Source organism: Sneathiella sp. D3-11 (assembly GCF_055809395.1).
The window spans coordinates 3,111,152-3,134,907 of sequence record NZ_CM147911.1 but is presented as its reverse complement, the minus strand read 5'-3'; the positions used below and the strand labels follow the sequence as shown (position 1 = coordinate 3,134,907).

General features: G+C 51.5%; 22 protein-coding genes and 1 pseudogene. 13 read left to right on the top strand and 10 right to left on the bottom strand.

The window, feature by feature from the left end; translation table 11 throughout:
* Nucleotides 1–13: 13 nt before the first annotated feature.
* The 7 genes from AC0L73_RS15805 to AC0L73_RS15775 all read right to left on the bottom strand — a co-directional run bounded on the left by AC0L73_RS15805 (nt 14) and on the right by AC0L73_RS15775 (nt 6,453).
* On the bottom strand, nt 14–1,786 hold the full coding sequence (locus AC0L73_RS15805) for a methyl-accepting chemotaxis protein (RefSeq protein WP_473654201.1): 1,773 nt from the start codon (nt 1,784–1,786) through the stop codon (nt 14–16).
* 20 nt (nt 1,787–1,806) lie between these two features.
* The gene (locus AC0L73_RS15800) at nt 1,807–2,361 is read right to left on the bottom strand and encodes a hypothetical protein (protein WP_473654200.1); all 555 of its coding nucleotides are present in this window, start codon (nt 2,359–2,361) and stop codon (nt 1,807–1,809) included.
* A 295-nt stretch (nt 2,362–2,656) separates the two neighbouring features.
* Nucleotides 2,657–4,438, bottom strand: a complete 1,782-nt coding sequence (locus tag AC0L73_RS15795; protein WP_473654199.1) for a methyl-accepting chemotaxis protein — start codon at nt 4,436–4,438, stop codon at nt 2,657–2,659.
* A gap of 78 nt (nt 4,439–4,516) precedes the next feature.
* The gene (locus tag AC0L73_RS15790; protein ID WP_227951231.1) at nt 4,517–4,969 is read right to left on the bottom strand and encodes a cache domain-containing protein; all 453 of its coding nucleotides are present in this window, start codon (nt 4,967–4,969) and stop codon (nt 4,517–4,519) included.
* Nucleotides 4,970–5,165: 196 nt separating this feature from the next.
* Nucleotides 5,166–5,840: a ChrR family anti-sigma-E factor gene (locus tag AC0L73_RS15785; RefSeq protein ID WP_473654198.1), complete on the bottom strand. Its 675-nt coding sequence runs from the start codon at nt 5,838–5,840 to the stop codon at nt 5,166–5,168.
* Complete coding sequence (locus AC0L73_RS15780) at nt 5,837–5,932, bottom strand: hypothetical protein (protein ID WP_473655458.1); 96 nt, start codon at nt 5,930–5,932, stop codon at nt 5,837–5,839. The genes AC0L73_RS15785 and AC0L73_RS15780 overlap by 4 nt, the downstream gene beginning before the upstream one ends.
* Nucleotides 5,917–6,453, bottom strand: a complete 537-nt coding sequence (locus AC0L73_RS15775; RefSeq protein WP_473654197.1) for a sigma-70 family RNA polymerase sigma factor — start codon at nt 6,451–6,453, stop codon at nt 5,917–5,919. Before AC0L73_RS15775 ends, AC0L73_RS15780 begins: the two co-directional genes overlap by 16 nt.
* Before the next feature lie 140 nt (nt 6,454–6,593).
* Between AC0L73_RS15775 and AC0L73_RS15770 the strand changes: the two genes are divergently transcribed.
* The 5 genes from AC0L73_RS15770 to AC0L73_RS15750 are packed head-to-tail and all read left to right on the top strand — an operon-like array spanning nt 6,594 to nt 11,834.
* On the top strand, nt 6,594–7,922 hold the full coding sequence (locus tag AC0L73_RS15770; RefSeq protein ID WP_473654196.1) for an NAD(P)/FAD-dependent oxidoreductase: 1,329 nt from the start codon (nt 6,594–6,596) through the stop codon (nt 7,920–7,922).
* Nucleotides 7,844–8,728: a DUF1365 domain-containing protein gene (locus AC0L73_RS15765; protein ID WP_321576139.1), complete on the top strand. Its 885-nt coding sequence runs from the start codon at nt 7,844–7,846 to the stop codon at nt 8,726–8,728. Before AC0L73_RS15770 ends, AC0L73_RS15765 begins: the two co-directional genes overlap by 79 nt.
* Nucleotides 8,729–9,973, top strand: coding sequence for a class I SAM-dependent methyltransferase (locus tag AC0L73_RS15760; protein ID WP_473654195.1), 1,245 nt, complete (start codon nt 8,729–8,731; stop codon nt 9,971–9,973).
* A complete protein-coding gene (locus AC0L73_RS15755) occupies nt 9,948–11,282 on the top strand; it encodes an MFS transporter (RefSeq protein ID WP_473654194.1) in 1,335 nt (444 codons plus the stop codon). Before AC0L73_RS15760 ends, AC0L73_RS15755 begins: the two co-directional genes overlap by 26 nt.
* Before the next feature lie 15 nt (nt 11,283–11,297).
* On the top strand, nt 11,298–11,834 hold the full coding sequence (locus AC0L73_RS15750; protein ID WP_227951217.1) for a DUF3833 domain-containing protein: 537 nt from the start codon (nt 11,298–11,300) through the stop codon (nt 11,832–11,834).
* Here AC0L73_RS15750 and AC0L73_RS15745 read toward each other — a convergent pair.
* The 3 genes from AC0L73_RS15745 to AC0L73_RS15735 are packed head-to-tail and all read right to left on the bottom strand — an operon-like array spanning nt 11,809 to nt 13,729.
* Nucleotides 11,809–12,255 (bottom strand): nuclear transport factor 2 family protein, encoded by a 447-nt coding sequence (locus AC0L73_RS15745; protein ID WP_473654193.1) that lies wholly within the window; start codon nt 12,253–12,255, stop codon nt 11,809–11,811. The genes AC0L73_RS15750 and AC0L73_RS15745 overlap by 26 nt on opposite strands.
* Entirely contained in the window at nt 12,252–13,001 is a 750-nt protein-coding gene (locus AC0L73_RS15740; protein WP_473654192.1) for an SDR family NAD(P)-dependent oxidoreductase, read from the bottom strand. Before AC0L73_RS15740 ends, AC0L73_RS15745 begins: the two co-directional genes overlap by 4 nt.
* A complete protein-coding gene (locus AC0L73_RS15735) occupies nt 12,998–13,729 on the bottom strand; it encodes a DUF6134 family protein (RefSeq protein WP_227951211.1) in 732 nt (243 codons plus the stop codon). Before AC0L73_RS15735 ends, AC0L73_RS15740 begins: the two co-directional genes overlap by 4 nt.
* A 156-nt stretch (nt 13,730–13,885) precedes the next feature.
* Here AC0L73_RS15735 and AC0L73_RS15730 point away from each other — a divergent pair, with 156 nt between their 5' ends.
* The 8 genes and pseudogenes from AC0L73_RS15730 (at nt 13,886) to AC0L73_RS15695 (ending at nt 23,689) form a co-directional block, all read left to right on the top strand.
* Entirely contained in the window at nt 13,886–15,490 is a 1,605-nt protein-coding gene (locus AC0L73_RS15730; protein WP_473654191.1) for an AMP-binding protein, read from the top strand.
* 19 nt (nt 15,491–15,509) lie between these two features.
* The gene (locus AC0L73_RS15725) at nt 15,510–17,030 is read left to right on the top strand and encodes an acyl--CoA ligase (RefSeq protein WP_473655457.1); all 1,521 of its coding nucleotides are present in this window, start codon (nt 15,510–15,512) and stop codon (nt 17,028–17,030) included.
* Nucleotides 17,030–18,013, top strand: coding sequence for a 2-dehydropantoate 2-reductase (locus tag AC0L73_RS15720; protein ID WP_227951204.1), 984 nt, complete (start codon nt 17,030–17,032; stop codon nt 18,011–18,013). The genes AC0L73_RS15725 and AC0L73_RS15720 overlap by 1 nt, the downstream gene beginning before the upstream one ends.
* Before the next feature lie 153 nt (nt 18,014–18,166).
* Nucleotides 18,167–18,661 (top strand): MarR family winged helix-turn-helix transcriptional regulator, encoded by a 495-nt coding sequence (locus AC0L73_RS15715; protein ID WP_227951202.1) that lies wholly within the window; start codon nt 18,167–18,169, stop codon nt 18,659–18,661.
* On the top strand, nt 18,642–19,856 hold the full coding sequence (locus tag AC0L73_RS15710; protein WP_473654190.1) for an HlyD family secretion protein: 1,215 nt from the start codon (nt 18,642–18,644) through the stop codon (nt 19,854–19,856). Before AC0L73_RS15715 ends, AC0L73_RS15710 begins: the two co-directional genes overlap by 20 nt.
* Entirely contained in the window at nt 19,853–21,388 is a 1,536-nt protein-coding gene (locus AC0L73_RS15705) for a DHA2 family efflux MFS transporter permease subunit (RefSeq protein WP_473654189.1), read from the top strand. The genes AC0L73_RS15710 and AC0L73_RS15705 overlap by 4 nt, the downstream gene beginning before the upstream one ends.
* A gap of 97 nt (nt 21,389–21,485) precedes the next feature.
* Nucleotides 21,486–22,637, top strand: a pseudogene (locus tag AC0L73_RS15700) (acyl-CoA dehydrogenase family protein).
* On the top strand, nt 22,634–23,689 hold the full coding sequence (locus tag AC0L73_RS15695) for an acyl-CoA dehydrogenase family protein (RefSeq protein ID WP_473654188.1): 1,056 nt from the start codon (nt 22,634–22,636) through the stop codon (nt 23,687–23,689). Before AC0L73_RS15700 ends, AC0L73_RS15695 begins: the two are co-directional and overlap by 4 nt.
* The last annotated feature ends 67 nt before the right edge of the window (nt 23,690–23,756 follow it).

Below are 23,756 nucleotides of genomic sequence, written 5' to 3'. Positions count from 1 at the left end.
TCAGGTTGCGCAATTAAGCGGCACGCACCTCTTTGAGGAAGCTCTCGATATCCTGCCGGAGGTTGCCGGAGAGTTCTTCGAGCTTCGTAGACGCTGAGAGTACCTGAGAAGCGGCCGCGCCCGTTTCACCCGCCTTGGCGGAGACTTCGCCGATCTTGGCGGAGACTTGCGACGTACCGCTGGAAGCCTCCTGAACATTTCGGGAAATCTCGTTGGTGGCTGCGCTCTGCTCTTCTATCGCGGAGGAAATACTGACCGTGCTTTCACGGATCGTATTGATCACGCCATCGATATTCCCGATGGCAGAAACCGCTTCCTCGGTCGCGAACTGCATATCGTTGATCTGCCCACCGATTTCTTCCGTTGCCCGTGCGGTCTGTGTCGCCAGGCTCTTGACTTCAGAGGCAACGACGGCAAAACCCTTGCCTGCCTCCCCGGCCCGTGCGGCCTCAATCGTGGCATTCAACGCGAGCAGGTTCGTCTGACCGGCGATATCATTGATCATATTGACCACTTCGCTGATCTTCCGGGCTGTTTCTGCGAGCTTGGAGACAGAGGTCGTGCTGCTGGCGGCTTCCGTTACCGCCTGCTCAGAGACGTTGTTTGCCTGCTGCACCTGACGGCTGATCTCATTGATAGAAGAGGTCAGCTCTTCGGCCGCGGACGCAACTGTCTGCACATTCGCAGAGGCCTCTTCGGACGCCACAGCAACAGCTTCTGACAATTCCTGTGACGATCCCGCCGTCTGGGTCATTGAATTCGCCGTGGCCTGTAATTCACGAACCGCATGGATAACCGTCTCCAGGACTTCCTGTACACGGCCTTCGAAATTCGCAATCAGACCAGAGATTTTTTCTGCGCGTTCCTGCTTGGCGGCGTTCTCCGCCTGCTCACGGGCGCGTTCATCCGCTTCCCGCTTGGATTCACGCTCACGTTCAGCACGCTCACGCTCTGCCCGTTCCTCTGCCGCCTGCTTAGCTTCCGCTTCAAGGCGCTGCTGCTCTAGGGCATTGTCCTTGAACACCTGTACCGCCCGCGCCATTTCACCAATTTCATCGCGCCGCCCCGCACCATCAATTTCAACGTCGAGTTTTCCATCTGCAAGTTCGCTCATACGTCCAGTCATCCGCCCGATAGGAGTCGCGATTGTCTTGGTCAGAGAGAACCCACTAACAATAGCCGCGATAATCAATGTAACCAGCGAAACAATGATCGACACCGAGAAGCGATTGATTGCACTTGCCTTTTGTTCAAGAGTTTGGCTCAAGATACCATCCAGTTGGGCACCTAACTGTTGGACAATTTGTCCCATCTTAGCGATGACGGCTTCAGGTTCGCCAGATACTTCAATTGCTCTTGCCTGATTTACCGTTAGGTAATTCCGCATCAGACCAATCTGAACATTGGCATATTTATCTTTCCACTCTTGGTAATGCTGGGTAAATTCGCTAACCAGCGATGAAAATTCAACATTATCAGCTGACAGTTCGGAGAGATTCTTATGCAGAGCATCAATTGCTCCGTTCAATTCTTCAAACTGCTCCAAACCTGCCCGATCTCCCGTCAAAAGAAAGTAAAGCAGCCCTTGCCGTTGCTCTAAAAATGAATTCTGGAATTTCTGGTAAGTGGACTGGAGCTCGCTCGCAGCACGCCCATTGTCGTCTGCATCTTGAATATCTGAGATAGAAGAAAATGCGACAATCGCCATTGCAAGCGTCACAACCACCAACAACGAGAAGCCGAGAGTCAACTTCTTTGCAATTTTAAGATTATTTAGGAATTTCATTTTCTCTCGTGCCTCTCTAATTACGCTGAGTTCTTGCGGCGCGCAAGTTCCGTCAAGTTATATTCGACGGTGATAGCGCCAATTGGCTGCTGTTTATCGTTCGAAATTGTCAGGTTGACCTGCACTCGCCACGTTTTGGTATTTTCGTTATATTCTGGCTCATCCACAAAAACGACATTTATGCCTTTACTGAAAGTTTTCTGGTATTTCGCTTCATCGCCTTGCCAGAAATCGGATGTGATCGCGCTTTGGCCAACATTCAGCCCTTTGGCATCGACAATAAAGATTTCTGTATAGAGACCATTGGACGCAGCCTGAATCTGGGTAAGATAATTTGAGAGCGGGTTACTCAGAGTTGCAGCGATCAAGGGCTGGTCCGGCTTCTTCGTCTCTTCTCGCCACTGTTGATCCAGATCGTTGATACTCTGTTCGCTAATATCCGCATATTTCCGATTGTGTGAGTCGATCGAAATATTGACAACTGGATTGGATAACCATTCCCTTACCTTCATAAGGGCGGCATCATCCACTAGGTTTTTATTCGGCGAATTTTCAGACGCCGATACAGAAGCCATAGTGAAAATCATAAGCGAAAATACGCTAAACAATAAATATCCGAACTTCTTACCCATGTGATCTCTCACCTTGTGATTCTTTCAAGAAAATAATATATATTAAATATACGGATATATCTTAAATATTACTTAACAGTATATTTAATAATAAAGTTAATTTCACATGCAAATATTTTATTAAAATAAAATCAATATTATCATATAATTCATTATTTATTTTATGAAATTAAATAAAAAAGCCCACGATGAATAATCATCATGGGCCGATTTAGTTTCTCGATTTCAGGTTGCGCAATTAAGCGGCACGCACCTCTTTAAGGAAGCTCTCGATATCCTGCCGGAGGTTGCCGGAGAGTTCTTCGAGCTTCGTAGACGCTGAGAGTACCTGAGAAGCGGCCGCGCCCGTTTCACCCGCCTTGGCGGAGACTTCGCCGATCTTGGCGGAGACTTGCGATGTACCGCTGGAAGCTTCCTGAACATTTCGGGAAATCTCGTTGGTGGCTGCGCTCTGCTCTTCTATCGCGGAGGAAATACTAACCGTGCTTTCGCGGATCGTATTGATCACGCCATCGATATTCCCGATGGCAGAAACCGCTTCCTCGGTCGCAAACTGCATATCGTTGATCTGCCCACCGATTTCTTCCGTTGCCCGTGCGGTCTGTGTCGCCAGGCTCTTGACTTCAGAGGCAACGACAGCAAAGCCCTTACCTGCCTCCCCGGCGCGTGCGGCCTCAATCGTGGCATTCAACGCGAGCAGGTTCGTCTGACCGGCGATATCATTGATCATATTGACCACTTCGCTGATCTTCCGGGCTGTTTCTGCGAGCTTGGAGACAGAGGTCGTGCTGCTGGCGGCTTCCGTTACCGCCTGCTCAGAGACGTTGTTTGCCTGCTGCACCTGACGGCTGATCTCATTGATAGAAGAGGTCAGCTCTTCGGCCGCAGACGCAACTGTCTGCACATTCGCAGAGGCCTCACCGGATGCAAGGGCAACAGCTTCTGAGAGCTCCTGCGATGCCCCCGCCGTCTGTGTCATTGAATTCGCCGTGGCCTGTAATTCACGAACCGCATGGATAACCGTCTCCAGGACTTCCTGTACACGACCCTCGAAATTCGCAATCAGGCCAGAGATTTTTTCTGCGCGTTCCTGCTTGGCGGCGTTCTCCGCCTGCTCACGGGCGCGTTCATCCGCTTCCCGCTTGGATTCACGCTCACGTTCAGCACGCTCACGCTCTGCCCGTTCCTCTGCCGCCTGCTTAGCTTCCGCTTCAAGGCGCTGCTGCTCTAGGGCATTGTCCTTGAACACCTGTACCGCCCGCGCCATTTCACCAATTTCATCTTTTTGTTCCTGGGAACCGATTTCGACGGTGCTATCCCCTTCAGCCAGCTTTGCCATAACATTGATGATTTCAGCAATTGGCTGTGTGATCATACGCATTGTGACAAATGTAACTGCACAAGAAATAACCAAGGCCAGAATCGCAATTACAACAAACGTGAGTTCAGTGTTATTAATTGCGTTAGTCGCTTCAACAAGGGACGCCTCTCCCATTTCATTCCAGAGGGTTGTCAAATCAGTAAGCGTACCGTACATCGTACGAAACTGCAGGTCTGTATCCACCATCATAATAACCGCGGTGGAGGTATCGAGTTCCGTCATTTCAACGACTTCGGTAGCGGCAACACCATAGCTTTTTAATTCTTTCAGTGCCTTTGCCAGAATCTCCATTTCAGTTTCGTTGAATTGACCATTTTCAACAGCACCGCTGAAGGATTCCGTCAGCTTGCCAAGCGTCGCTATAACTGTCTGCCGTTCTGCAGCGAGCTTTTCTTCATCGACACCAGCTGTGGTTTCTGAAATCAGACGAAACAATCCACCATTAAACGCTTGTAAATCACGCTGGAAACCGATCGCCTTCCCGATTTTTTGCGTGTCCTGTTTATGCAGGTCGGCCATCTTGGCTTGAGAATTATCTAGCCCGACATAAGCCACTACGCCCAATATGATCAGGGAAGCTACAAAAATCATCGGTGCGATGAATAGTTTGGTTGAAATCTTTAAATTTTTGACGTTCATGAGCCTCTACCTTCTCATTTTACAATACGGTGCGTAGAACGGCCGTTTTTGAGACGACCGTACTACGCGGAGGTTTACTTAGTCGAAGTAACCAATGCCGAAATAAACATCACCTGATCTTTTGACGTAGGTGTGTTTCTGAGCAATTTTCTTGGTTTCAGGATGCGTCCATTTATAGTCGACCCAACCAACACCGGGACCTGTGGCTACAGTCCGCATTTCTGTAACGAAATGTTTGCCGTCTGTGTCCTTCAGCTTTGAAAGATTTTTGCCAACCAATTTTTCGTTAGCGCCGTGAAAGACCAATTTTCCGTTATTAATTTCCGTAACGAAAACATAGAATTCACCCTTGTTAAAATCTCCGCCTTTTTTAGCGAAATCCTGAAAGGCTTGGTCCTGACCAACTGACTCATAATGGCTGACCGCGCCGTCCATCATGTCAACAACAGTGTCTTTTTTCTCATCAGCACTGGCAACGCCCGCAAACAAGAACATGCTCATACCGACAACTAGGGATAAAACTCGAGACATATATTAACTCCTAATAAAATAAATTTTCCGGTTCCTTGTACTTCTCCATCGATTAGTACAATTGAATCTATTAAGAGTTTCCTAATGCAACCCAAAAACCGCCGAACCGTTGAATTCTGATAGATTTCAGCATGAAACAGCCACCCAATTAAGGGGCCGCTGTTTAGTATTCAGGCAGCTGAGGGAAGTTAAAAAATCAGATTCCGAATACCGGCTGAAGCAACCGGCTGAAAAAGCCGGAGAACTTGAGCGGTGCATCAGTTGCAATCAGGCAGATGCAATCCTCCGCGGTATCGGCGACAGGCTGATGATGAACGTCGCTATCCAGATCGGCAATATCGCCAGACTGAAAGCGACCAAGGTCATCGATATAGGAGCCGCGCAGGATCAGTGTGAGTTCCTGCCCAGAATGGCTATGTTCGGGCATGGTCTTGCCCGGGGCGATTTTCAATAGTCGGAGTGTGCCCTTTTTCTTTTCTGACCCGGTTCTGGGTAACGGATAATGGCTGATGCCCGGGATCAATGTCCGCCAGGGAATATCATCAAGGGTCGCAGGCATCCGCTCCGCAAGCGGCATCGGCACGCCCGTATTAGAATAGTCGTGCATGCGGCGCGACTGCTTCTCTGAAATATCCTCTTGTAGAGTGCTGCCCGGGATTGCATCCGCCATCGCTGTTTCTGTCGCGGATAGGGTGGATGTATCTGTCTCCATTAAAAAGAGTCCCGCCATTTCCTCCATCAACTCCGCACTTTCACGGCATTTTGGACAAATCGCCAGATGCGTCGCCACGACGACCGACAGTGAGTCCGCAAGGGTTCCGTTGACATATGCCATCAGCGTGTCATCGCCAATATGATGTCGTATACTCATTGCAAAGCCTCCAGTTCCGCGCGGATCTTACCGAAAGCCAGCCGTATTCTGGACTTTACGGTACCGAGAGGAACTCCTAATAACTCGGCGATTTCGCCGTGCGATTTTTCTTCAAAAAAGACATCTTTATAATTGTCATCTGTTCCGGCGGCAACAGGGCCATCGCCTTTTGAATGCGTTCTCTATCCTGTTTCCGACTGACCGCCTGTTCTCCGGTTTCCGGCCCATCCGGCACAAAGCACGGATCTTCCGGGTCAGGTTCAGGGCGGCGTTCCTTGCGCAGTCGGTCAATCTTGACGTTTCTCGCGATCGTGTAGACCCAGGTAGAAGCGGACGCTTTGGAACTGTCGAAAAGTGCAGCTTTACGCCAAACCTTCATCATTGTTTCCTGCATTACATCCTCGGCGGCACTTTCAATCATGCCCCCTTTAATCAGGAAATATTTCAGCCGCGGCGCTAGATCCGCGAACAACCGCTTGAACGCCGTTGGATCCTGATCCTGCCCAATAGCGATGAGATCTCTATCCAAGTCTAGCGGGATTGCCCGCGATCCTGCTGCGTCCTGCCTGATACCATCCGGTGAGGTCATGCTTGCCTTTAATTTACCTGACATCCACAATGTGCCGTGTTTCAGTCTACCCTATTACGGTGGATTTGAATAACCGGATCATTTTAGGTCAAAATTTTTTTGTGATCTATCCTGTTAGATTTCGCGTATCTCATTTAAATCGACGAAAAACGGCGGATATTTAAATGAAAAAAATTGCGGTGATCGGTAGCGGTATTTCGGGATTGTCAGCAGCCTGGCTGTTAGCGCAAAATCACGACGTGACCCTGTTCGAGAAAGATGATCGTCTGGGCGGACACAGCAATACCGTTGAAATTGATGGTCAGTTCATAGACACCGGTTTTATTGTATATAACAAATTAAACTACCCTAACCTCGTCGCCTTTTTTGAACAGCTTAATATTGCCACTCAGCAGACAGAAATGTCTTTCAGCGCCTCCCTCGACAACGGGAAACTTGAATATGCTGGCACTTCTCTAGCGGCACTATTTGCCCAGAAATCAAATCTGTTCCGGCCTGCCTATTGGGGAATGATCCGCGACATTCTGAAATTCTATCGCGAAGCACCGGCACTTATGAATCGTGCCGAAACAGAGCATTGGACGTTAAGAAAGTTCCTTGTGCATGGCAGCTATGGACGTCATTTCATTGACAATCACCTGCTGCCAATGGGAGCGGCAATCTGGTCAACCCCCGCAAAAGACATGCTGGACTACCCCGCCGCGGCCTTTATTCGCTTTTGTCAGAACCACGGCCTTTTACAAATTTCGGATCGCCCCGAATGGCGGACTGTTACTGGCGGTAGTCGCCAATATGTCGACCGGATTGCCGAAACTCTCTCGGGCAGCATTCGCCTGAACAGTGCAGTCGCCGCAGTCCATATCGAGAAATCCGGTGTTCTTGTCGAATGCAGGGGCGGACATGTGCAACAGTTTGACGATGTCGTGCTTGCCACTCACGCAGATCAGGCTCTCGCCATGATCGCGGAACCAACACCCGCCCAGAAAAAACTTCTGGGGTCTTTCAAGTATGAGAAAAACCTCGCGATCCTCCATACTGATCCATCCCTTATGCCAAAGCGACGTAAAGCCTGGGCAAGCTGGAACTATATAGGCGGCAATCAGGAAAGTGGCTCTAAAGAGGAGCTTTCTGTGACCTATTGGATGAACCGGCTTCAGGGCCTCCATACAGACAAAGACTATTTTGTGACTCTTAACCCGGCATTTGAACCAAAAGAAGGAACGGTCCTCCGGAGTTTTCCCTACGATCATCCTCTGTTCGATAATTCGGCCATCGCCGCGCAGAAAATGCTGTGGAACCTTCAAGGGCAAAAAAACCTCTGGTTCTGTGGTAGTTATTTCGGTTACGGTTTTCATGAAGATGGTATTCAGTCCGGCCTTGCGATGGCAGAGGAGTTAGGCGGTCACCAACGGCCATGGTATGTCGACCCGTCTCGTTCGCGTATTCACTTGCCGAAAGACGCAGCCGGACAGCCCTTTGCGAAAGTTGCCTGAGCCCGATGCAAAAAAGCGGCCTTTATAATGGAATAGTGACCCATCGGCGTTTAAGTCCCGTGGGACATCATCTCGACTACCGGATCTTTTATCTGCTCATCGATCTTGATGAACTGGATGATCTGGGGAGAGATATTCCCTTTCTATCCGTCAACAAACGCAACCTTGTCTCTTTTTTCACGAAGGACTTTGGTGATGGCACGCCTACGGATATAAAAGCGCGAATTCTTGAACAGGTAAAACAACAAGGGTTGGCAACGGAGATTTCATCCGTCCGATTACTCTGTATCCCGCGTATATTTGGATACGCCTTCAATCCGCTGAGTACATATTACTGTTTTGACGCGAATGATGATCTCGTCACCCTCGTTTATGAGGTCAGCAATACATTTGGAGAGAAGCACAGCTACATCCTGCCAGCCGGTCCCGCCGATTCAAGAGGGTTGGTGAAGCAAGCTTGTTCAAAGGAATTCTACGTCTCCCCGTTCATGCCGATGGAATGCCGCTATGAATTCTCGGTATTACCTCCCGGAGAGACAATCGCGCTTTCCATCCGACAGTTCCATGAAGGTAAAGCGGTCATGAATGCGTCGTTCGTCGGACAGCGCAGCCCGCTTACTCGTGGCGCCCTTGGCCGTGCGTTGTTCAAGTTTCCGTTTAACAGCCTCAAAGTCATTGTCGGCATCCATTGGGAAGCGCTGAAACTCTGGCTGAAGGGGATGAAACTTGTGGCGCGTCCCAAGAAGAAAGCAGCGAACCCGAAACCGGTTACCCCCTCCATATATGGAAAATATCAGGAGAAGTAGATGACGGATGTCACCCCGCAAACTGACATGATTGCCAGTGATCCGAAGGATCTCATTGCGGCATTTCCCAAACGGACCGACCCTTGGCTCAAAGCCCTGACAATGAGTCTGTCACGAATGGCCGTAGGTCACCTGACCCTTGTCTTGCCGACCGGAGCAAAACTCAAATTTGGATCATTACGCGCAGATGAGCCTGCGGCAACGGTCTTTCTACATAATATCAGGGCAGCCAAGCGTATTCTGAAATCAGGCGATATCGGCCTCGGTGAAAGCTATATGGAGGGTGACTGGTCCAGCCCGGACATAACCGCACTCATAGAACTCGGCTTACTCAATGAAAAAAACCTAAAGTCAGCGATGTTTGGCAAATGGCTTTCGGGGATTGTCAATTTTCTCCAGCATCTGCGCGCGCGCAACAGCCGGACCGGAAGCCGACGAAACATTGCCTATCATTACGATCTTGGCAACGCATTTTACCAAAGCTGGCTGGATGAAACCATGACCTATTCAGCCGCGCTCTTTACTCGAGAAGGACAATCGCTCGCCGAAGCACAGCGCGAAAAATATCGCCGTATCGCTGACATTGCTGGCGTCGATGAGAATGCGAATGTGCTGGAAATTGGTTGCGGATGGGGCGGATTTGCTCGCCTCGCCGCAGAGGAATATAGCGCAAAAGTAGAAGGTATTACCCTATCTGAAGAACAGCTCGCCTATGCGAGTGAAAAGTCAGAAAAGTTACCGGTTCCCGCCCGGAATAGCTTCCATTTTCGGGATTATCGAGATCAGGACGGCCAGTTCGACGCCATCGTCTCAATTGAGATGTTCGAAGCCGTAGGGGAAGAAAATTGGGATAGCTACTTTGCTGCCATAAAACGCAATTTAAAAGGTGGCGGACGAGCGGCAATACAGGTTATCACCATTGATGAAAGCCGGTATCAATCCTACCGCAGTTCCGCTGATTTCATTCAGCGATATATCTTTCCGGGCGGTCAACTACCGTCGAAAACCGCCTTTATCGATGCGGCGGCACGAAACGGCCTGACCGCGCATATCCGGGAGGAATTCGGCGGCGATTACGCAACTACTCTCAAAATCTGGAAAGAAAAATTTCTCGCCAAATGGAATGAGGTCGAAACACAGGGTTTCGATGCGCGTTTCAAGCGCATGTGGGAATTTTATCTGCAATATTGCGAAGCCGGTTTTCGCCAGAAATCAATTGATGTCGTTATCTTCGAACTCCGCTAAATTTTTGCACAAAACGATACTATTCTATGCCCTGCCCGGCTCGGTGATGGCGATGCCGCTGATTCCGGCGTTCGTACTTCTACCCGCATTCTATGCGGAAACAGTAGGGCTCGGCCTCGCGCAGACAGGGATAATTCTCTTGCTGGTGAGGATCAGCGACGTGATCAGCGACCCTGTTGTTGGCTGGCTCTCTGATTATATCCGTCGCTGGCACATGGGGAAAAAGATCCAGATTACTATCGGCGCCGTTATTTGCGGCTCGGCGCTTTATGCCCTTTTTACGCCCTCAGATACGGCGGGCGAACTCTATCTTTTTGTCTGGTATGGGCTGTTGCTTCTTGGATGGACGATCGTCCAGGTCCCTTACCTTGCCTGGACAGTGGAACTCACCGGGGACTATAACGCGCGGGTCAATCTTAACGCCGCACGTGAGCTTTCCGGCCTTACCGGCATTCTGGCTCTCAGTATTTTTCTCGTCATCACTGCCGAGTATGGTGCCTCGCAACAGCTTGCCTACGCCGCTATTTTCGTCATTGGCTGCGGCGTTATTGTTTTTCCGTTGCTTCTCAGCCTGCCCACAGGCCGCGTTAAACAACCTCCGCTTAAACTTCTTAACTCCCTGTCCGGCTTGTCCCGAAATCGTCTCTTTTTTCGATTGTTGAGCGCCTGGTTTCTAAGCGGCCTCTCCATCGGCATAGCCACCGCCTGCTTCCCGTTGTTCATAACCCATGTTCTTGAACTACCGGAGGCATATAACTCGTATCTCTTGTTTGTGTATTTCCTGTCCGGAATTCTCGGCATACCACTCTGGATTTGGCTGAGCGCCCGCATCAGCAAGCATCGAAGCTGGGGTCTCGCCATGGGGGTCGCCTGCCTTGCGTTTCTGACCGTCCCGATGATCGGTGCAGGAGACATTGTTTTCTTTGGTGTCATCTGCCTGATCACTGGGTTTTCCCTTGGCGCCGATCTTGCCCTACCACCGGCCATGCAATCCGATATCGCTGACTGGGATAATTATCTCAATCACCGCGACCGCTCTTCCTTCCTATTCGCGCTCTGGAGCATGGCGACGAAGCTGTCTCTCGGACTCGGCGTTGCCGCCGCGTTCCTGATCCTGGGTCAGGGTGAAACGAGTATGTCGCCAACTACTACCGAAATCGATCCATTTAGACTTGCGGTGATCTATGGCTGGCTTCCCGCCGTATTAAAGATAGCGGCTGTCGCACTGATGTGGGGATACCCCCTGACAGCCCAACAGCAGCAAGCAATTAATTTACGGCTCCAGCGACGCAACCAGTCACTCGCTTAGCCCGGTGAGGATAATATGATCAAAGGCTTAATGGTGGCGATCACCTTGACGATTTTAGCAGGATGTAGTGGGATGAAGGCGGAACAATTCGCGGAAGCAACCCCTCCTCTCGAACTTTTCGATTATTTCGAGGGCCAGACGAAGGCCTGGGGCATCTTCGAAGACCGGTTCGGCAATCTCCGCCGTCAATTTGAAGTAACGATCAATGGAAAGGTCGAGGGCGATACGCTGATACTGGATGAGTATTTCGTCTATCGCGATGGCGAAACGGACCGGCGCGTGTGGACCATCCAGCGCGAAGGCGACCATCACTATTCAGGGACTGCTGGCGATGTTATCGGTACGGCTGAGGGTGTGCATTATGGGAACGCGCTCAACTGGCGTTATGACATGGATTTAAAGGTAGGCGAAAATGTCTGGCGCGTTGCTTTTGATGATTGGCTATATCGTCAACCGGGCGGAGTGATCATCAATCGCGCAACAGTGACACGGTGGGGCTTCACCATCGGGACGGTAACGCTCTTCTTCAAGAAAGACGAAGTTTCTTCCTGATCAGTCGCAACACACCGCCAAGCAGGGGAACCTTTTCGTAAAAATGCGAGGCTGCGTCCCAATAGTCAACATGGCGGATTATCAAACCTGCCTCATCGAAATAAATTTCTGATAGTCCTTCAAAATTGAGGTTGCCAATCTTGTGTGCGTCGCCCGCAAATCGCCATTTCAATATCGCCGTCTGGCCGTCCTCCTCCCAGTAGCTTGCGCTGATCTTGAACGCCGGATGATCCATATCGTCGAACATTTGTTTGAACAGGCGTTTAACGTCTCTGCGGTTGGTCAGATGGTTGAACGGGTCTTCAAAGGAGAAACCTTCCGACGTCAAATTGTCGAGATCATCAACTGTTTGCAGCGTCAACGTCTCAAAATAACGGATATAGGCCGCAAGCCGGTCCTGATGCGTCTTGGGGACAGTCATCCACTGGTTCCTTTTCGGATAAGCGGCAGAGAAATCACGTAAGGGAGCATCCGGATGAATTTCAGGATATAGGCAAAGCGTCTCGGAAAGGTAATCTCAAATGCATTCCCTTCTATCCCTTTAATCATGCTAGCCGCTGCATCTTCTACTTCCATCAGGAAGGGCATGGGGAACTTGTTTCCGGCAGTAAGCGGCGTTTTGACGAAGCCTGGATTGACAAGCTGGATCGTCACACCACTTCCCATCAATTCCACCCGCAAGGCTTCACATAGATTAATCAGCGCTGCTTTGGTTGGCCCATAGGCAAGCGATAGCGGCAACCCCTGATACCCGGCGACCGAGGCGACAACCACAATCTTTCCGGATCCGTCACTAAGGTAATGCGGCAGGATTCGTTCAATGAGCCGAACAACGCCAGAATAGTTTACATCCATCACCTCCATGGCCTTATCAGCGGAGAAATGATCGAAAGACATTGGCGCATAAGCTCCTGCATTCAGAATAACTGTCTTGGGTCCCTCTCCATCCGCAAAGAGTTGGTAGGTTGCAAGCTTGACCGAACATTCATCCGTTACGTCAAGTGGCACTGATTTAATCAAATCAGGTTTAAACGTGACAACCTCATTTAGTTTTTCCTTGCTGCGGGCGCTGATTATCACCTCTGCGCCTTTATCCGCATATTGCAAGGCAACCTCGCGGCCGATCCCGCTGCTGGCGCCAACAATCCAAATGGCATTGTTTGTCATTCGTTCAATCCGACTTCCACAGGGCAGGTTTCGCAAAAATATACCATATCCGAATTGTCTTCAGCCTTGAATGCCATTTTAACCCAACGCCCTTTGCGATCATACCAAGACATCAGCGTCAACTCTCCGTCATAGACATAACGGGTCGCCCGAACAGTGCCGCCGCGAACGGGCACCGTTTCCTCACCTGTGTCAGTGATCGTAACGTTGTTCATTTTCCCGGTCAGCGTATTAAAAAGGCGGGATTGATCAAGGACACCTTTATGCCAATGATTTGTCGGATAGACTTCCGGATGAGATGTCGTAGCGTGAACTTCGCCATTCACTACAAATGCAGCCACATGACGCATCCCGCGTATTTTTGAGTTTGTGCCATCATCATTTATCCTGATGTCAATGGCCGTCAGCTTGCCTTCCGACCAAATAGCCTCACTCTCGTAATCAAAACGGTAAAGAGAGATACCAAGGAACTTAACTTCAATATTTAATTCACTATCAACTCGATAGGCATCCCCCACTCTCTCGAAAGAGACCATATGCTTGCCAACTGGAACACCATCACGATGCACGGAAAATTCATGCCTCTCGCCATACAGGCTTAACGGATCAACGGCACGATCCGACGATGCCGCCGCGCCATGGATCCCGATCATCATCATTAATAAAAGAAGTACTCGCAGATCAAAAAAAGCGTGCCTAAACCGTCTAATATATTTACCATCGGTCATGAGTTATCTCCCGTTTGATGGATATACATTTTATACGGTGCCGCGATCGGTTCGGATCATTTCATAATGCGGAAAAGGCAGCGAATGGATACGAGAAGCTGGCGTTCATCCCGTTTCCTTTTTATGATTTATAAAAAATAAAAAGGTAGTTGAGAAATGAGTCTTATTGAAACCATCGCACAATCCCATAAATCCATGGTCGAAGGTCGGGATATTCCTTGGCTGCTGCGCCAATGGGTTGAGCGTTGCCCAGATAAACCTTTTATAATTTGGGAACCATTTGATGGTGCATCCCAATCTTTCACCTATGCCAACTTTGCGGCACGTGTGGAACGAGTTGCCGCCGCTCTGCACAAGAACGGCGTTGTTCTGGGCGATAAGGTCATGCTTCACCTGGACAACAGTCCGGAATTTCTGATTTCCTGGTTCGCTTGTGCGCATATCGGCGCAGTTGCTGTCTCCACCAACACCAGATCCGTCGCCCGGGACATGACCTATTTTGCGGATCATGCCCAGATTGTCGCCGCTATCACGCAGCCGTCCTTCGCCAAGCTTGTGCATGACTCCGCTCCCGGCATCAAATTTCTGGCCGTTACGAATAACGACGCAGGGGCGCCAGCGGACGTGCCTGCTGATCTCCCTCATATCCCCTTCAGCGCCTTACTTGCCGAGACATCCCCCTGCCCGCAACGCGCCGCTGACCCTTTCGCGGATCTTGGTGTGCAATTCACATCCGGCACGACGTCAAGGCCGAAAGCCGTCCTTTGGACTCATGCCAATGCGATCTGGGGAGCGCAGATGAATGTCGTGCATATGCGGCTTCGGCATGAGGATGTCTGCATGGCTTTTCTTCCAATGTTTCACACAAATGCGCAGTCCTATTCGATGCTGAGCACCTTGTGGATCGGCGGCACGATTGTCATGCAGCCAAAATTCTCTGCATCGCGCTTCTGGGTCGTTGCCCGGCGAAACAAATGCACCTGGGCCTCCATAATCCGCTTCTGTGTCAGCGCCCTGCTCGCAAAGGACCCGCCGTCAGATCACAGTTTCCGGTTCTGGGGCGCGGGTATTCGCATTCCACAGGTCGAAGAAATTTACGGTATAAAGACATTGGGCTGGTGGGGTATGACAGAGACCATTACTCAAGGCATCGTTAGCGATATGGACCATGCCGGACCCGCCACAGGGATCGGCCGTGTCTCACCCGGATTTAACATTGATATTCGCGATCCTGATGGCTGTCATATCAAGCCCGGCGAACGTGGATTGCTCTATATTCGCGGGGTACGCGGGGTTAGCCTGTTCAAGGAGTATTTCCGTAATCCCGAGGCAAATGCGAAATCTTTCGATGAGGACGGTTGGTTCGAGACCGGGGATTACGCCCGAATGGATGAAAATGGCGATCTTTTCTTCGGAGATCGCGAGAAAGACATGCTGAAAATCGGCGCCGAAAATGTTGCCGCATCTGAAATTGAAGCCGTCGTAATGGAAACCGGCTGGGTCGAGGAATGTGCCGTTGTCGGGCAGAAACACTATATGCTGGACGAGGTCCCGGTTGTTTTTCTCATCCCGAAAGCCGGAGCACCGGACGATCTGAAACAGGCGATTATCGACTCCTGCAAGAAGAACCTTGCTGATTTCAAGGTTGTCCGCGATGTTATCATTCTAGATGATTTTCCGCGTTCGACCTTGGAGAAGATTGCCAAGAACGAGCTTCGGGAAAGACTGCCGGCGATTGAATCGGAAACCCAAGCAGGATAATCCGGAAAGAAGAATGCCAATGACAAATGCGACGACAATGCTCGATCTTATCAACTCTGGTGCTGGCGAAGATGCAGCCATCGGTGCGCCGGGCCGCCCTTCCCTTACTTATGCCGGCCTTAACGAACTGAGTGCCAACGTGATTGAAAGGCTCAACAGTCTTGGTATTGGACGTGGGGATCGGGTTGCGATTGTCCTGCCGAACGGCCCGGAAATGGCGAGCGCCTTTGTCACCGTCGCTTCTGCCGCTACCACAGCGCCACTCAATCCCGACTATAAGGCTGAGGAGTTTGAGTTTTATCTGGATGATCTTAAAGCCAAAGCATTGATCGTCGAGAAAGGCAGCACGAGCCCAGCAGTTAATGTCGCGAAAAAACTCGGCGTTATGGTGATTGAACTTACCGTGCCTGAGAAGGCCGCCGCTGGCTCATTTCAGTTGGCAGGTGACCCCATTGGGAATGCGACCTCACCGGGTCCGGCCAAAGCGGATGACATCGCGCTGATCTTGCATACGTCCGGCACAACGTCGCGACCGAAAATTGTCCCGCTCAGCCATCAGAATGTTACGGCATCCGCACGCAATATTGCCCGTTCGTTGGCGCTGACGCCTGCGGATAAATGCCTCAACATCATGCCGCTCTTTCATATTCACGGACTTATTGCGGCGGTGCTGTCCTCCCTGAAGGCAGGCGCAAGCGTGACCTGTACGCCAGGTTTCAATGCCTTGAAAATTTTTGGGTGGATCAGTGAAGAAAAACCGACATGGTATACAGCGGTTCCCACCATGCATCAGGCCATTCTTGCGCGCGGGGCTCGCAACGCGGATATCATTGATGCCGCCCAGCTTCGCTTTATCCGCTCTTCCTCCGCCTCTCTTCCCCCGCAGGTCATGACGGCGCTGGAGGATATGTGGAACTGCCCGGTCATTGAAGCATACGGCATGACCGAAGCTGCCCATCAAATGGCGGCAAACCCGTTGCCACCGGCAAAACGCATTCCCGGCAACGTCGGTATTGCCTCAGGGCCAGAGATCGCCATTATGTCCGAAGGTGGAGACCTGCTCAAATCCGGTGAAACCGGCGAGATTGTCATTCGCGGAGAGAACGTCACACAAGGATATGAAAATAACCCAAAAGCCAATGCAGAGGGTTTCAGTGGAGGCTGGTTTCGCACCGGCGATCAGGGCATATTGTCTGCAGATGGATATCTTTCCCTTACCGGTCGGCTGAAGGAAATTATCAACCGCGGGGGCGAGAAAATCTCACCGCGAGAAGTCGATGAAATACTGATGAACCATCCGGCTGTAGAACAGGTTGTGACTTTTGCCATCCCCCATGAAAAGCTAGGCGAAGATGTTGCGGCGGCGGTCGTTTTAAAGGATGATCAGCAGGCGACAGAGGCAGAACTTCGAGACTTCGCGGCGAAGAGCCTCGCAGCTTTTAAGGTACCGCGCAGCATCACGCTGCTGGATGAAATCCCGAAAGGGGCTACAGGTAAACTACAACGGATCGGCCTCGCCGAGAAACTGGGATTAGCGTAATGAAAATTTGTATTTATGGCGCGGGCGCAATTGGCGGGCTGGTTGGTGCACTGCTGGCACGGAAAGGCGAGACGGAAGTCTCTCTTATCGCGCGGGGGCCGCATTTGGCCGCTATTCGCGAAAGGGGCCTGACAATCAACGGGCCGGAAGAAAGCTTCACCATTGAAAATATAACGGCGACGGATAATCCGGCTGAACTCGGCCCGCAGGACTATGTCATCATCGCCCTGAAAGCCCATTCAATCGGGGGCATCGTGGATAAGCTTCAGCCTCTTCTCGGCCCTGAGACGGCCGTCGTCACCGCGCAAAACGGCGTTCCTTGGTGGTATTTTTATGGTCTTAAAGGCGACAAAGAGAACCAGCGCGTCAAATCGGTCGATCCGGACGGATCAATCTGGGACGGGATCGGCCCGGAACGTGCCATCGGCGCGGTTATCTATCAGGCTGCTGAAGTCACCGAACCAGGTGTTATCTCGCAAATGGCCGGAGATCGCTTCCCTGTAGGAGAACCGACCGGAGAACGAACGGAACGTGTTACGACGCTTTCAAAGCTGTTGATCAGTGCCGGGCTCAAAGCACCGGTACGTACCGATATCCGCTCCGATATCTGGGTTAAGCTATGGGGGAACCTTAGTTTCAATCCGATTTCTGCTTTGACCGGAGAGACCCTCGACAAAATAACCGGCGATCCGGATACTCGCGCCATTGCGCGCAAAATGATGGTTGAAGCGCAGGCCATTGGTGAGGCCCTTGGCGTAAACTACCCCATTAATGTAGATAAGCGTATTGAAGGCTCCTCAAAAGTGGGGCCACACAAAACTTCAATGCTGGTTGACTTGGAAAACCGCCGACCAATGGAGATTGATGCTTTGGTGACCGCGGTCCAGGAACTCGGGGCTATTACCGGCAATGAAACGCCGACGATCGATACGGTCGCCGCTTTGGTCCGACAAATGGCGCGGCGGGTCGGTTGTCTCAACTAGTCAGGCAATAATTAAACATATCTTACTGATTTTTAAATCTAATTACCCGCTGCGATACATGCTCGTGGCGGGTTTTTCTTGTCATGAGCAGCTCTATTGCAATTTACTATACATAGCTTATTATATAACAAACAAACTATTTGGAGGCGGCATATGAAACTCCCTGAGGAAAGCCTCGGTTTCTTGGTCAATGACGTGTCCCGGTTAATGCGACGAAACTACAACCGACGGGCACAAGGGTTGGGACTCTCCCTCGCCCAGTGGCGGGCATTGGCCTTTTTGTCGCGTAAAGAAGGCGTCAAACAAGTAACTCTCGCCGACTCTCTGGAAGTTCAGCCTATTACGCTGGCCCGTCTCATAGACCGGCTGGAGGAAGCAGGCCTCGTTACGCGTCGGCCAGACCCAGACGATAGACGGGCAATACGTCTCTACCTCACGCCTCAAGCCCAACCACTACTGGATCAAATGTGGAAGTTGGCGCAAAAAACGCATGAAGATGCTCTGAACGATTTCTCCGATGTCGCACGTAATGCGCTAATCAAATCGCTTCAACAGGCCAAGCAGAGTTTGCTGGTGGCCGAGGAACGCACATGCGATGGAAATACTGAGGAGGCCGAAAGAAACCATAATGTCACAAAACGCAACTGATCCCAACGATGGCCGGTCCCGATCCGAACAACTAAATTCCGAAACATCGACCGTTTTAAGCGTTGCGCATACTACTGCGAGTAAACTTGGACGCCGTCGCCGCTGGACGCGGAACTTTCTTCTTCTGCTAGGGCCGCTAGTTGTGATCTTTGTCGGTGGATATTTTTATTACACAGGCGGCAGATTTGTCGACACGGAAAATGCCTATGTAAAGGCGGATACGGTGATGATCGCGGCCGAAGTTTCAGGACTTATTTCCAGTGTACCGGTGAAGGAGAACCAGCGCGTCGTCAAAGGAGATATCCTGTTCCAGATCAATGACCGACCCTATCGCATTGCGATAGCTGAAGCTGAAGCAGGGCTCGCCAATGCCAGAGATAAAATCGCCAGTCTTAAAGCCACATACCGGCAGAAACTCGGCGAGCTTGCCCTTGCTCGCACCAATATCGCGTTTGCAAAAAAAGAGCATGACAGACAGACCCGATTGATTGCCAGCAGCGCCGTTTCACGCAGTAAGCTCGATGCAACGCGGCACGAACTTGACATTGCAAAACAGCAGGTCATGGTCATCAATCAGGAGCTTTCGGAAATCAGTGCACAACTCGGAGGCAATCCAAAAATCCCTGTTGAAGAACACGCGCTTTTTCTTTCTGCCTTGGCCGCGAAGGAAAGAGCGGAACTTGATCTGGAGCGGACGACTGTGCGGGCACCGTTTGATGGAATTGCCAGCAACACACCACAGATCGGCCAACAGGTCATTGGCAACGGTGCTTTTAGCAGCCCAATCATGAGCCTCGTGGCCGACAAGAATATTTGGATAGAAGCCAACTTCAAGGAAACTGACCTCACCCATGTTCTAGCAGGCCAGAGAGCAACGATCCATGTTGACACTTACCCTGACCGGGAGTGGCGGGGAACTGTTGAAAGCCTTAGTCAGGCCACGGGGGCCGAGTTTTCTGTCATTCCCCCACAGAATGCCACAGGCAATTGGGTCAAGGTGGTGCAGCGAATTCCTATCCGGATCAAAGTAATCCGCCAGGATAATGACCCCCTGTTCCGTGCGGGCATGAGCACGACGGTTGAGATTGATACGGAGCAGAATCGCCCCATGCCGAAAATCATCCATGCTGCGCTTGATTGGCTTGGCGAGTTTCCAACCACCGCCATAGCCGGTGAAACATCCACCGAAAAATGACTGACGAAAGTGCCACCAGCACGCCGTTAGAACGCGGGCTAATCACCCTATCCATCATGCTGGCGACGGTTATGCAGTCGCTGGATATGACCATCGCCAATGTTGCCCTGCCCCATATGCAAGGGACCATGTCTGCAACGCAGGATCAGATCTCCTGGGTTCTGACCTCTTACATTGTAGCTGCGGCAATCATGACACCCCCAACGGGATTTTTCGCCTCCCGCCTCGGTCGTAAGCGCCTCTTCATTATTATGGTGACCGGTTTTACCATTACATCGATGCTCTGCGGGACAGCGTCAACCTTGAACGAGATTGTGCTCTATCGGTTGTTGCAGGGGGCCTTTGGGGCCGGACTTGTCCCGTTGTCACAGGCCGTTCTGCTCGATACCTATCCCACAGAAAAGCACGGTTCCGCCATGGCCATGTGGGGCATGGGGGTGATGGTTGGACCGATCCTCGGCCCGACACTCGGCGGATTTCTAACCGAAACATATAACTGGCGATGGGTTTTCTTTATCAACCTGCCCTTTGGCATTCTTGCACTGCTGGGCATCCTTGCTTTTGTGCCAGAGACGGCGAAGGAGCGCGCCCGCAATTTTGACTATATCGGGTTCGCGTTATTGAGCCTATCCATTGGCGCACTCCAGATGATGCTCGATCGCGGAGAATCGCAAGACTGGTTCGCCTCGAATGAAATCATTATCGAAGCCGTCGTTGCCGGACTCTGCTTTTATATGTTTCTTGTGCATATGTTTACCGCAAAAATGCCCTTTATCGAACCGGGTCTGTTCAAGGATCGTAACTTCAGCGTCGGCCTTCTTTTGATATTTATGGTTGGAGTTATCCTGCTCGCGACCATGGCTCTCCTGCCACCATTCTTACAGAATTTGATGGGTTTCCCCGTTCTCATCACGGGCTATGTACTCGCGCCGCGCGGCATCGGCACCATGATCGCGATGGTGTTCGTCGGTCGCCTGATTGGGAAAATAGATAACCGTCTGTTGATCTTTTTCGGTATCAGCCTGACTGCCTATTCCCTCTATGAGATGTCGCGTTTTACGACCGATGTCTCTGTTAGCACCCTTGTTTGGACCGGGATTATGCAAGGAGTAGGATTAGGCTTTATCTTCATTCCGTTGAGTACTCTCACCTTCTCGACGCTGGCTGCGCATTTTCGCAACGAAGGCACCGCCATGTTCAGCCTGATACGCAATATCGGGAGCAGTATTGGCATTTCAATCGTTTTCACGATGTTGAGCCGCAATACCCAAGTCAATCATGCCGCTATTGCTGATCGGATGGATCCCTTTCGCGACGCGATGAAGCCACCGTTCTTGCCCAATGCCTGGAACTGGAATATGGCGTCGGGGCTCACCGCGCTTGATAATGAGATTACACGTCAGTCCGCGACCATTGCCTTTCTCAATGATTTTACGCTGATGATGTGGGTGATGCTTGCCGCCGCGCCTCTATTACTGCTATTGAAAAGGCCGGAAAAGAAACAATCCGCAGAATTGGCCGTGGCAGAATAGTCATTGCCACCACCTGTAAATATGACCACAATGGCCATATCAAAAACAAGAAAATAGCCAATGCATGAAGGCTATCAAAAAGGGGCAATGATTTCCTATGCAGTATTTTAACTTCGACCCGTACAGCCTGCCGCCGGAGGCGGAAACGCTGCGTCGGGAAGTCCGAGAGTACCTGAATGACGAACTGGCCGACTATCCGGCCGTGTTACGCTCGCGCTCCTGGGCCGGACTCGACCCTGATTTTTCTCGCAAGATGGGGGAAAAAGGGTGGATCGGGCTGACCATAGCCGAAGAAATACGGCGGTGCCGAACGCACCTTCTTTGAACGCTACGCCCTTCTGGAAGAACTGCTCGCCTATGGCGCCCCCGTTGGCAGCCACTGGATCGCTGATCGCCAAAGCGGCCCCACAATCCTTCGATTTGGTACTGAAGAGCAATGCAACCGTATTCTGCCCGGTATCATCAAGGGGGAATCCTTTTTTTGCATTGGCATGAGTGAACCGGACAGCGGTTCCGACCTTGCCTCTATCCGCACCAAAGCGGACAAGGTTGACGGTGGTTATCTGCTTAACGGCACCAAAGTCTGGACGACTGGCGCGCATCATTGCGACTGGATGATTGCCCTCGTGCGGACAAGCCCGCCATCTGAAAACCGTCATGCCGGCATGAGCCAGTTCCTGATCAACCTGAAACAAACCAAGGGCCTGACCATCGACCCGATCAAGAATCTGGCAGGCGAAAAGCATTTCAATATGGTCGTGTTCGAAGATTTTTCGTGCCCGAGGAAGACCGCATCGGTGCCGAAGGCGATGGCTGGCAGCAGGTTACGGCTGAGCTCGCCTTCGAACGCTCAGGGCCGGAGCGGTATATGTCTTCCATCCAGCTCTTGATCGAGCTGATCCGCGAGGCGAAGCTTGACCCCAATAACAAGGCGCAAGAACAGATAGGACGCCTGATTGCCCATCTCGCGACGCTACGCCGGATGTCGATCTCCGTGGCCGGTAAACTTGAATCCCATTCAAATCCGGCACTGGAAGCTTCTGTCGTTAAGGATCTTGGCGCAATCTATGAACAGGATATGCCCGAAATTGCGCATCGTTTCGCCAGAACTGAGGCCAGCATGACAGCCGCCACCGATTTTGAGCAGGTGCGCGCTTATATTACTCAAGCCGCCGTCTCTTTCTCCCTTCGCGGGGGTACGCGGGAGATTTTACGGGGCATTATTGCACGGGGGCTTGGCTTACGATGAATGAACTTCGTCAAATCATGGCCGATACGGTTGAAAAACTCTTCTCCGATCAGGTCACAAAGAACTCAAGGGAACAGGCGGAAGTCGCTATCTTCCCGGATGAATTATTGCAGGCCATCACAGAAAACGGTCTTTTGCACGTTCTTGTTCCGGAAAATATGGGCGGCGTGAGTGGACAATTTGCCGATGCGGAAGTCATCGCCCGCGCCGTTGGCCGCCACGCGGTCCCGCTTCCGATTGTGGAGCAAATTCTCGCAAATTATCTCCTTGCAAGCGCGGGAATAACACCGCCAGAGGGCATCACCGTCTTTGCTCCCGTCCGTGACGGTGAAACGATCCAATTGAAGGATGGTAAAGTCACGGGAACGGCAACTCGCATACCATGGGGCCGCAAGGCCAGCCATGTCGCCGTTATCACGGATGACGGCATTGCCCTCGTCAAGGCGGGCGATTATACACTCACCGAGAACCAGAATATTGCTGCAGAACCGCGCGATACGATTGACTTCGAGAATGCGTCACCGGTTGAAAGTGGCGAGCTTCCGGCCGGAATGACAGCGCAGTCCGCCTTCGCACTCGGGGCGATGATGCGCTCATCCCAGATGGCAGGTGCCATTGAATGGATATTGGAGGCCAGCGTCCAATATGCCAATGACCGGGTGCAGTTCGGGCGCGCCCTCGGCAAGTTTCAGGCGATCCAGCAAAATATGGCGGAGATGGCGGGACATTCGGCAGCGTCCGGTGCGGCGGCTCTCGGGGCATTTCAGGCGGCTGATATGGCTCTGAATGACGATATCGACAGTACATTCGAGATCGCCGCTGCCAAAACACGGATTAGCGAGGCGGCGGGTGTTGTCACGTCCCACGCCCACCAGATTCATGGCGCTATCGGTTTCACCTATGAGCATGACCTGCATTTCCGGACACGACGGCTTTGGTCGTGGCGGGATGAGTTCGGTTCAGACAGCTATTGGGCCGACTGGATCGGCGGACATGTCCTCGAACTCGAGGCAGATGACCTCTGGCCCTGGCTGACAACCCGACCGACTTAACCACACCGACACGGCGACGCACATCGCAACAAAGCGGTAACGGGCGCGCAAGACGCCCCGCCGCAAG

Bases quoted from the DNA above. Each gene is read 5' to 3' on its own strand.
- AC0L73_RS15805 (WP_473654201.1), bottom strand. From the start codon at position 1,786: ATGAAATTCCTAAATAATCTTAAAATTGCAAAGAAGTTGACTCTCGGC.
- AC0L73_RS15800 (WP_473654200.1), bottom strand. From the start codon at position 2,361: ATGGCTTCTGTATCGGCGTCTGAAAATTCGCCGAATAAAAACCTAGTG.
- AC0L73_RS15795 (WP_473654199.1), bottom strand. From the start codon at position 4,438: ATGAACGTCAAAAATTTAAAGATTTCAACCAAACTATTCATCGCACCG.
- AC0L73_RS15790 (WP_227951231.1), bottom strand. From the start codon at position 4,969: ATGTCTCGAGTTTTATCCCTAGTTGTCGGTATGAGCATGTTCTTGTTT.
- AC0L73_RS15785 (WP_473654198.1), bottom strand. From the start codon at position 5,840: ATGAGTATACGACATCATATTGGCGATGACACGCTGATGGCATATGTC.
- AC0L73_RS15775 (WP_473654197.1), bottom strand. From the start codon at position 6,453: ATGTCAGGTAAATTAAAGGCAAGCATGACCTCACCGGATGGTATCAGG.
- AC0L73_RS15770 (WP_473654196.1), top strand. From the start codon at position 6,594: ATGAAAAAAATTGCGGTGATCGGTAGCGGTATTTCGGGATTGTCAGCA.
- AC0L73_RS15765 (WP_321576139.1), top strand. From the start codon at position 7,844: ATGGTATGTCGACCCGTCTCGTTCGCGTATTCACTTGCCGAAAGACGC.
- AC0L73_RS15760 (WP_473654195.1), top strand. From the start codon at position 8,729: ATGACGGATGTCACCCCGCAAACTGACATGATTGCCAGTGATCCGAAG.
- AC0L73_RS15755 (WP_473654194.1), top strand. From the start codon at position 9,948: ATGTCGTTATCTTCGAACTCCGCTAAATTTTTGCACAAAACGATACTA.
- AC0L73_RS15750 (WP_227951217.1), top strand. From the start codon at position 11,298: ATGATCAAAGGCTTAATGGTGGCGATCACCTTGACGATTTTAGCAGGA.
- AC0L73_RS15745 (WP_473654193.1), bottom strand. From the start codon at position 12,255: ATGACTGTCCCCAAGACGCATCAGGACCGGCTTGCGGCCTATATCCGT.
- AC0L73_RS15740 (WP_473654192.1), bottom strand. From the start codon at position 13,001: ATGACAAACAATGCCATTTGGATTGTTGGCGCCAGCAGCGGGATCGGC.
- AC0L73_RS15735 (WP_227951211.1), bottom strand. From the start codon at position 13,729: ATGACCGATGGTAAATATATTAGACGGTTTAGGCACGCTTTTTTTGAT.
- AC0L73_RS15730 (WP_473654191.1), top strand. From the start codon at position 13,886: ATGAGTCTTATTGAAACCATCGCACAATCCCATAAATCCATGGTCGAA.
- AC0L73_RS15725 (WP_473655457.1), top strand. From the start codon at position 15,510: ATGACAAATGCGACGACAATGCTCGATCTTATCAACTCTGGTGCTGGC.
- AC0L73_RS15720 (WP_227951204.1), top strand. From the start codon at position 17,030: ATGAAAATTTGTATTTATGGCGCGGGCGCAATTGGCGGGCTGGTTGGT.
- AC0L73_RS15715 (WP_227951202.1), top strand. From the start codon at position 18,167: ATGAAACTCCCTGAGGAAAGCCTCGGTTTCTTGGTCAATGACGTGTCC.
- AC0L73_RS15710 (WP_473654190.1), top strand. From the start codon at position 18,642: ATGTCACAAAACGCAACTGATCCCAACGATGGCCGGTCCCGATCCGAA.
- AC0L73_RS15705 (WP_473654189.1), top strand. From the start codon at position 19,853: ATGACTGACGAAAGTGCCACCAGCACGCCGTTAGAACGCGGGCTAATC.
- AC0L73_RS15695 (WP_473654188.1), top strand. From the start codon at position 22,634: ATGAATGAACTTCGTCAAATCATGGCCGATACGGTTGAAAAACTCTTC.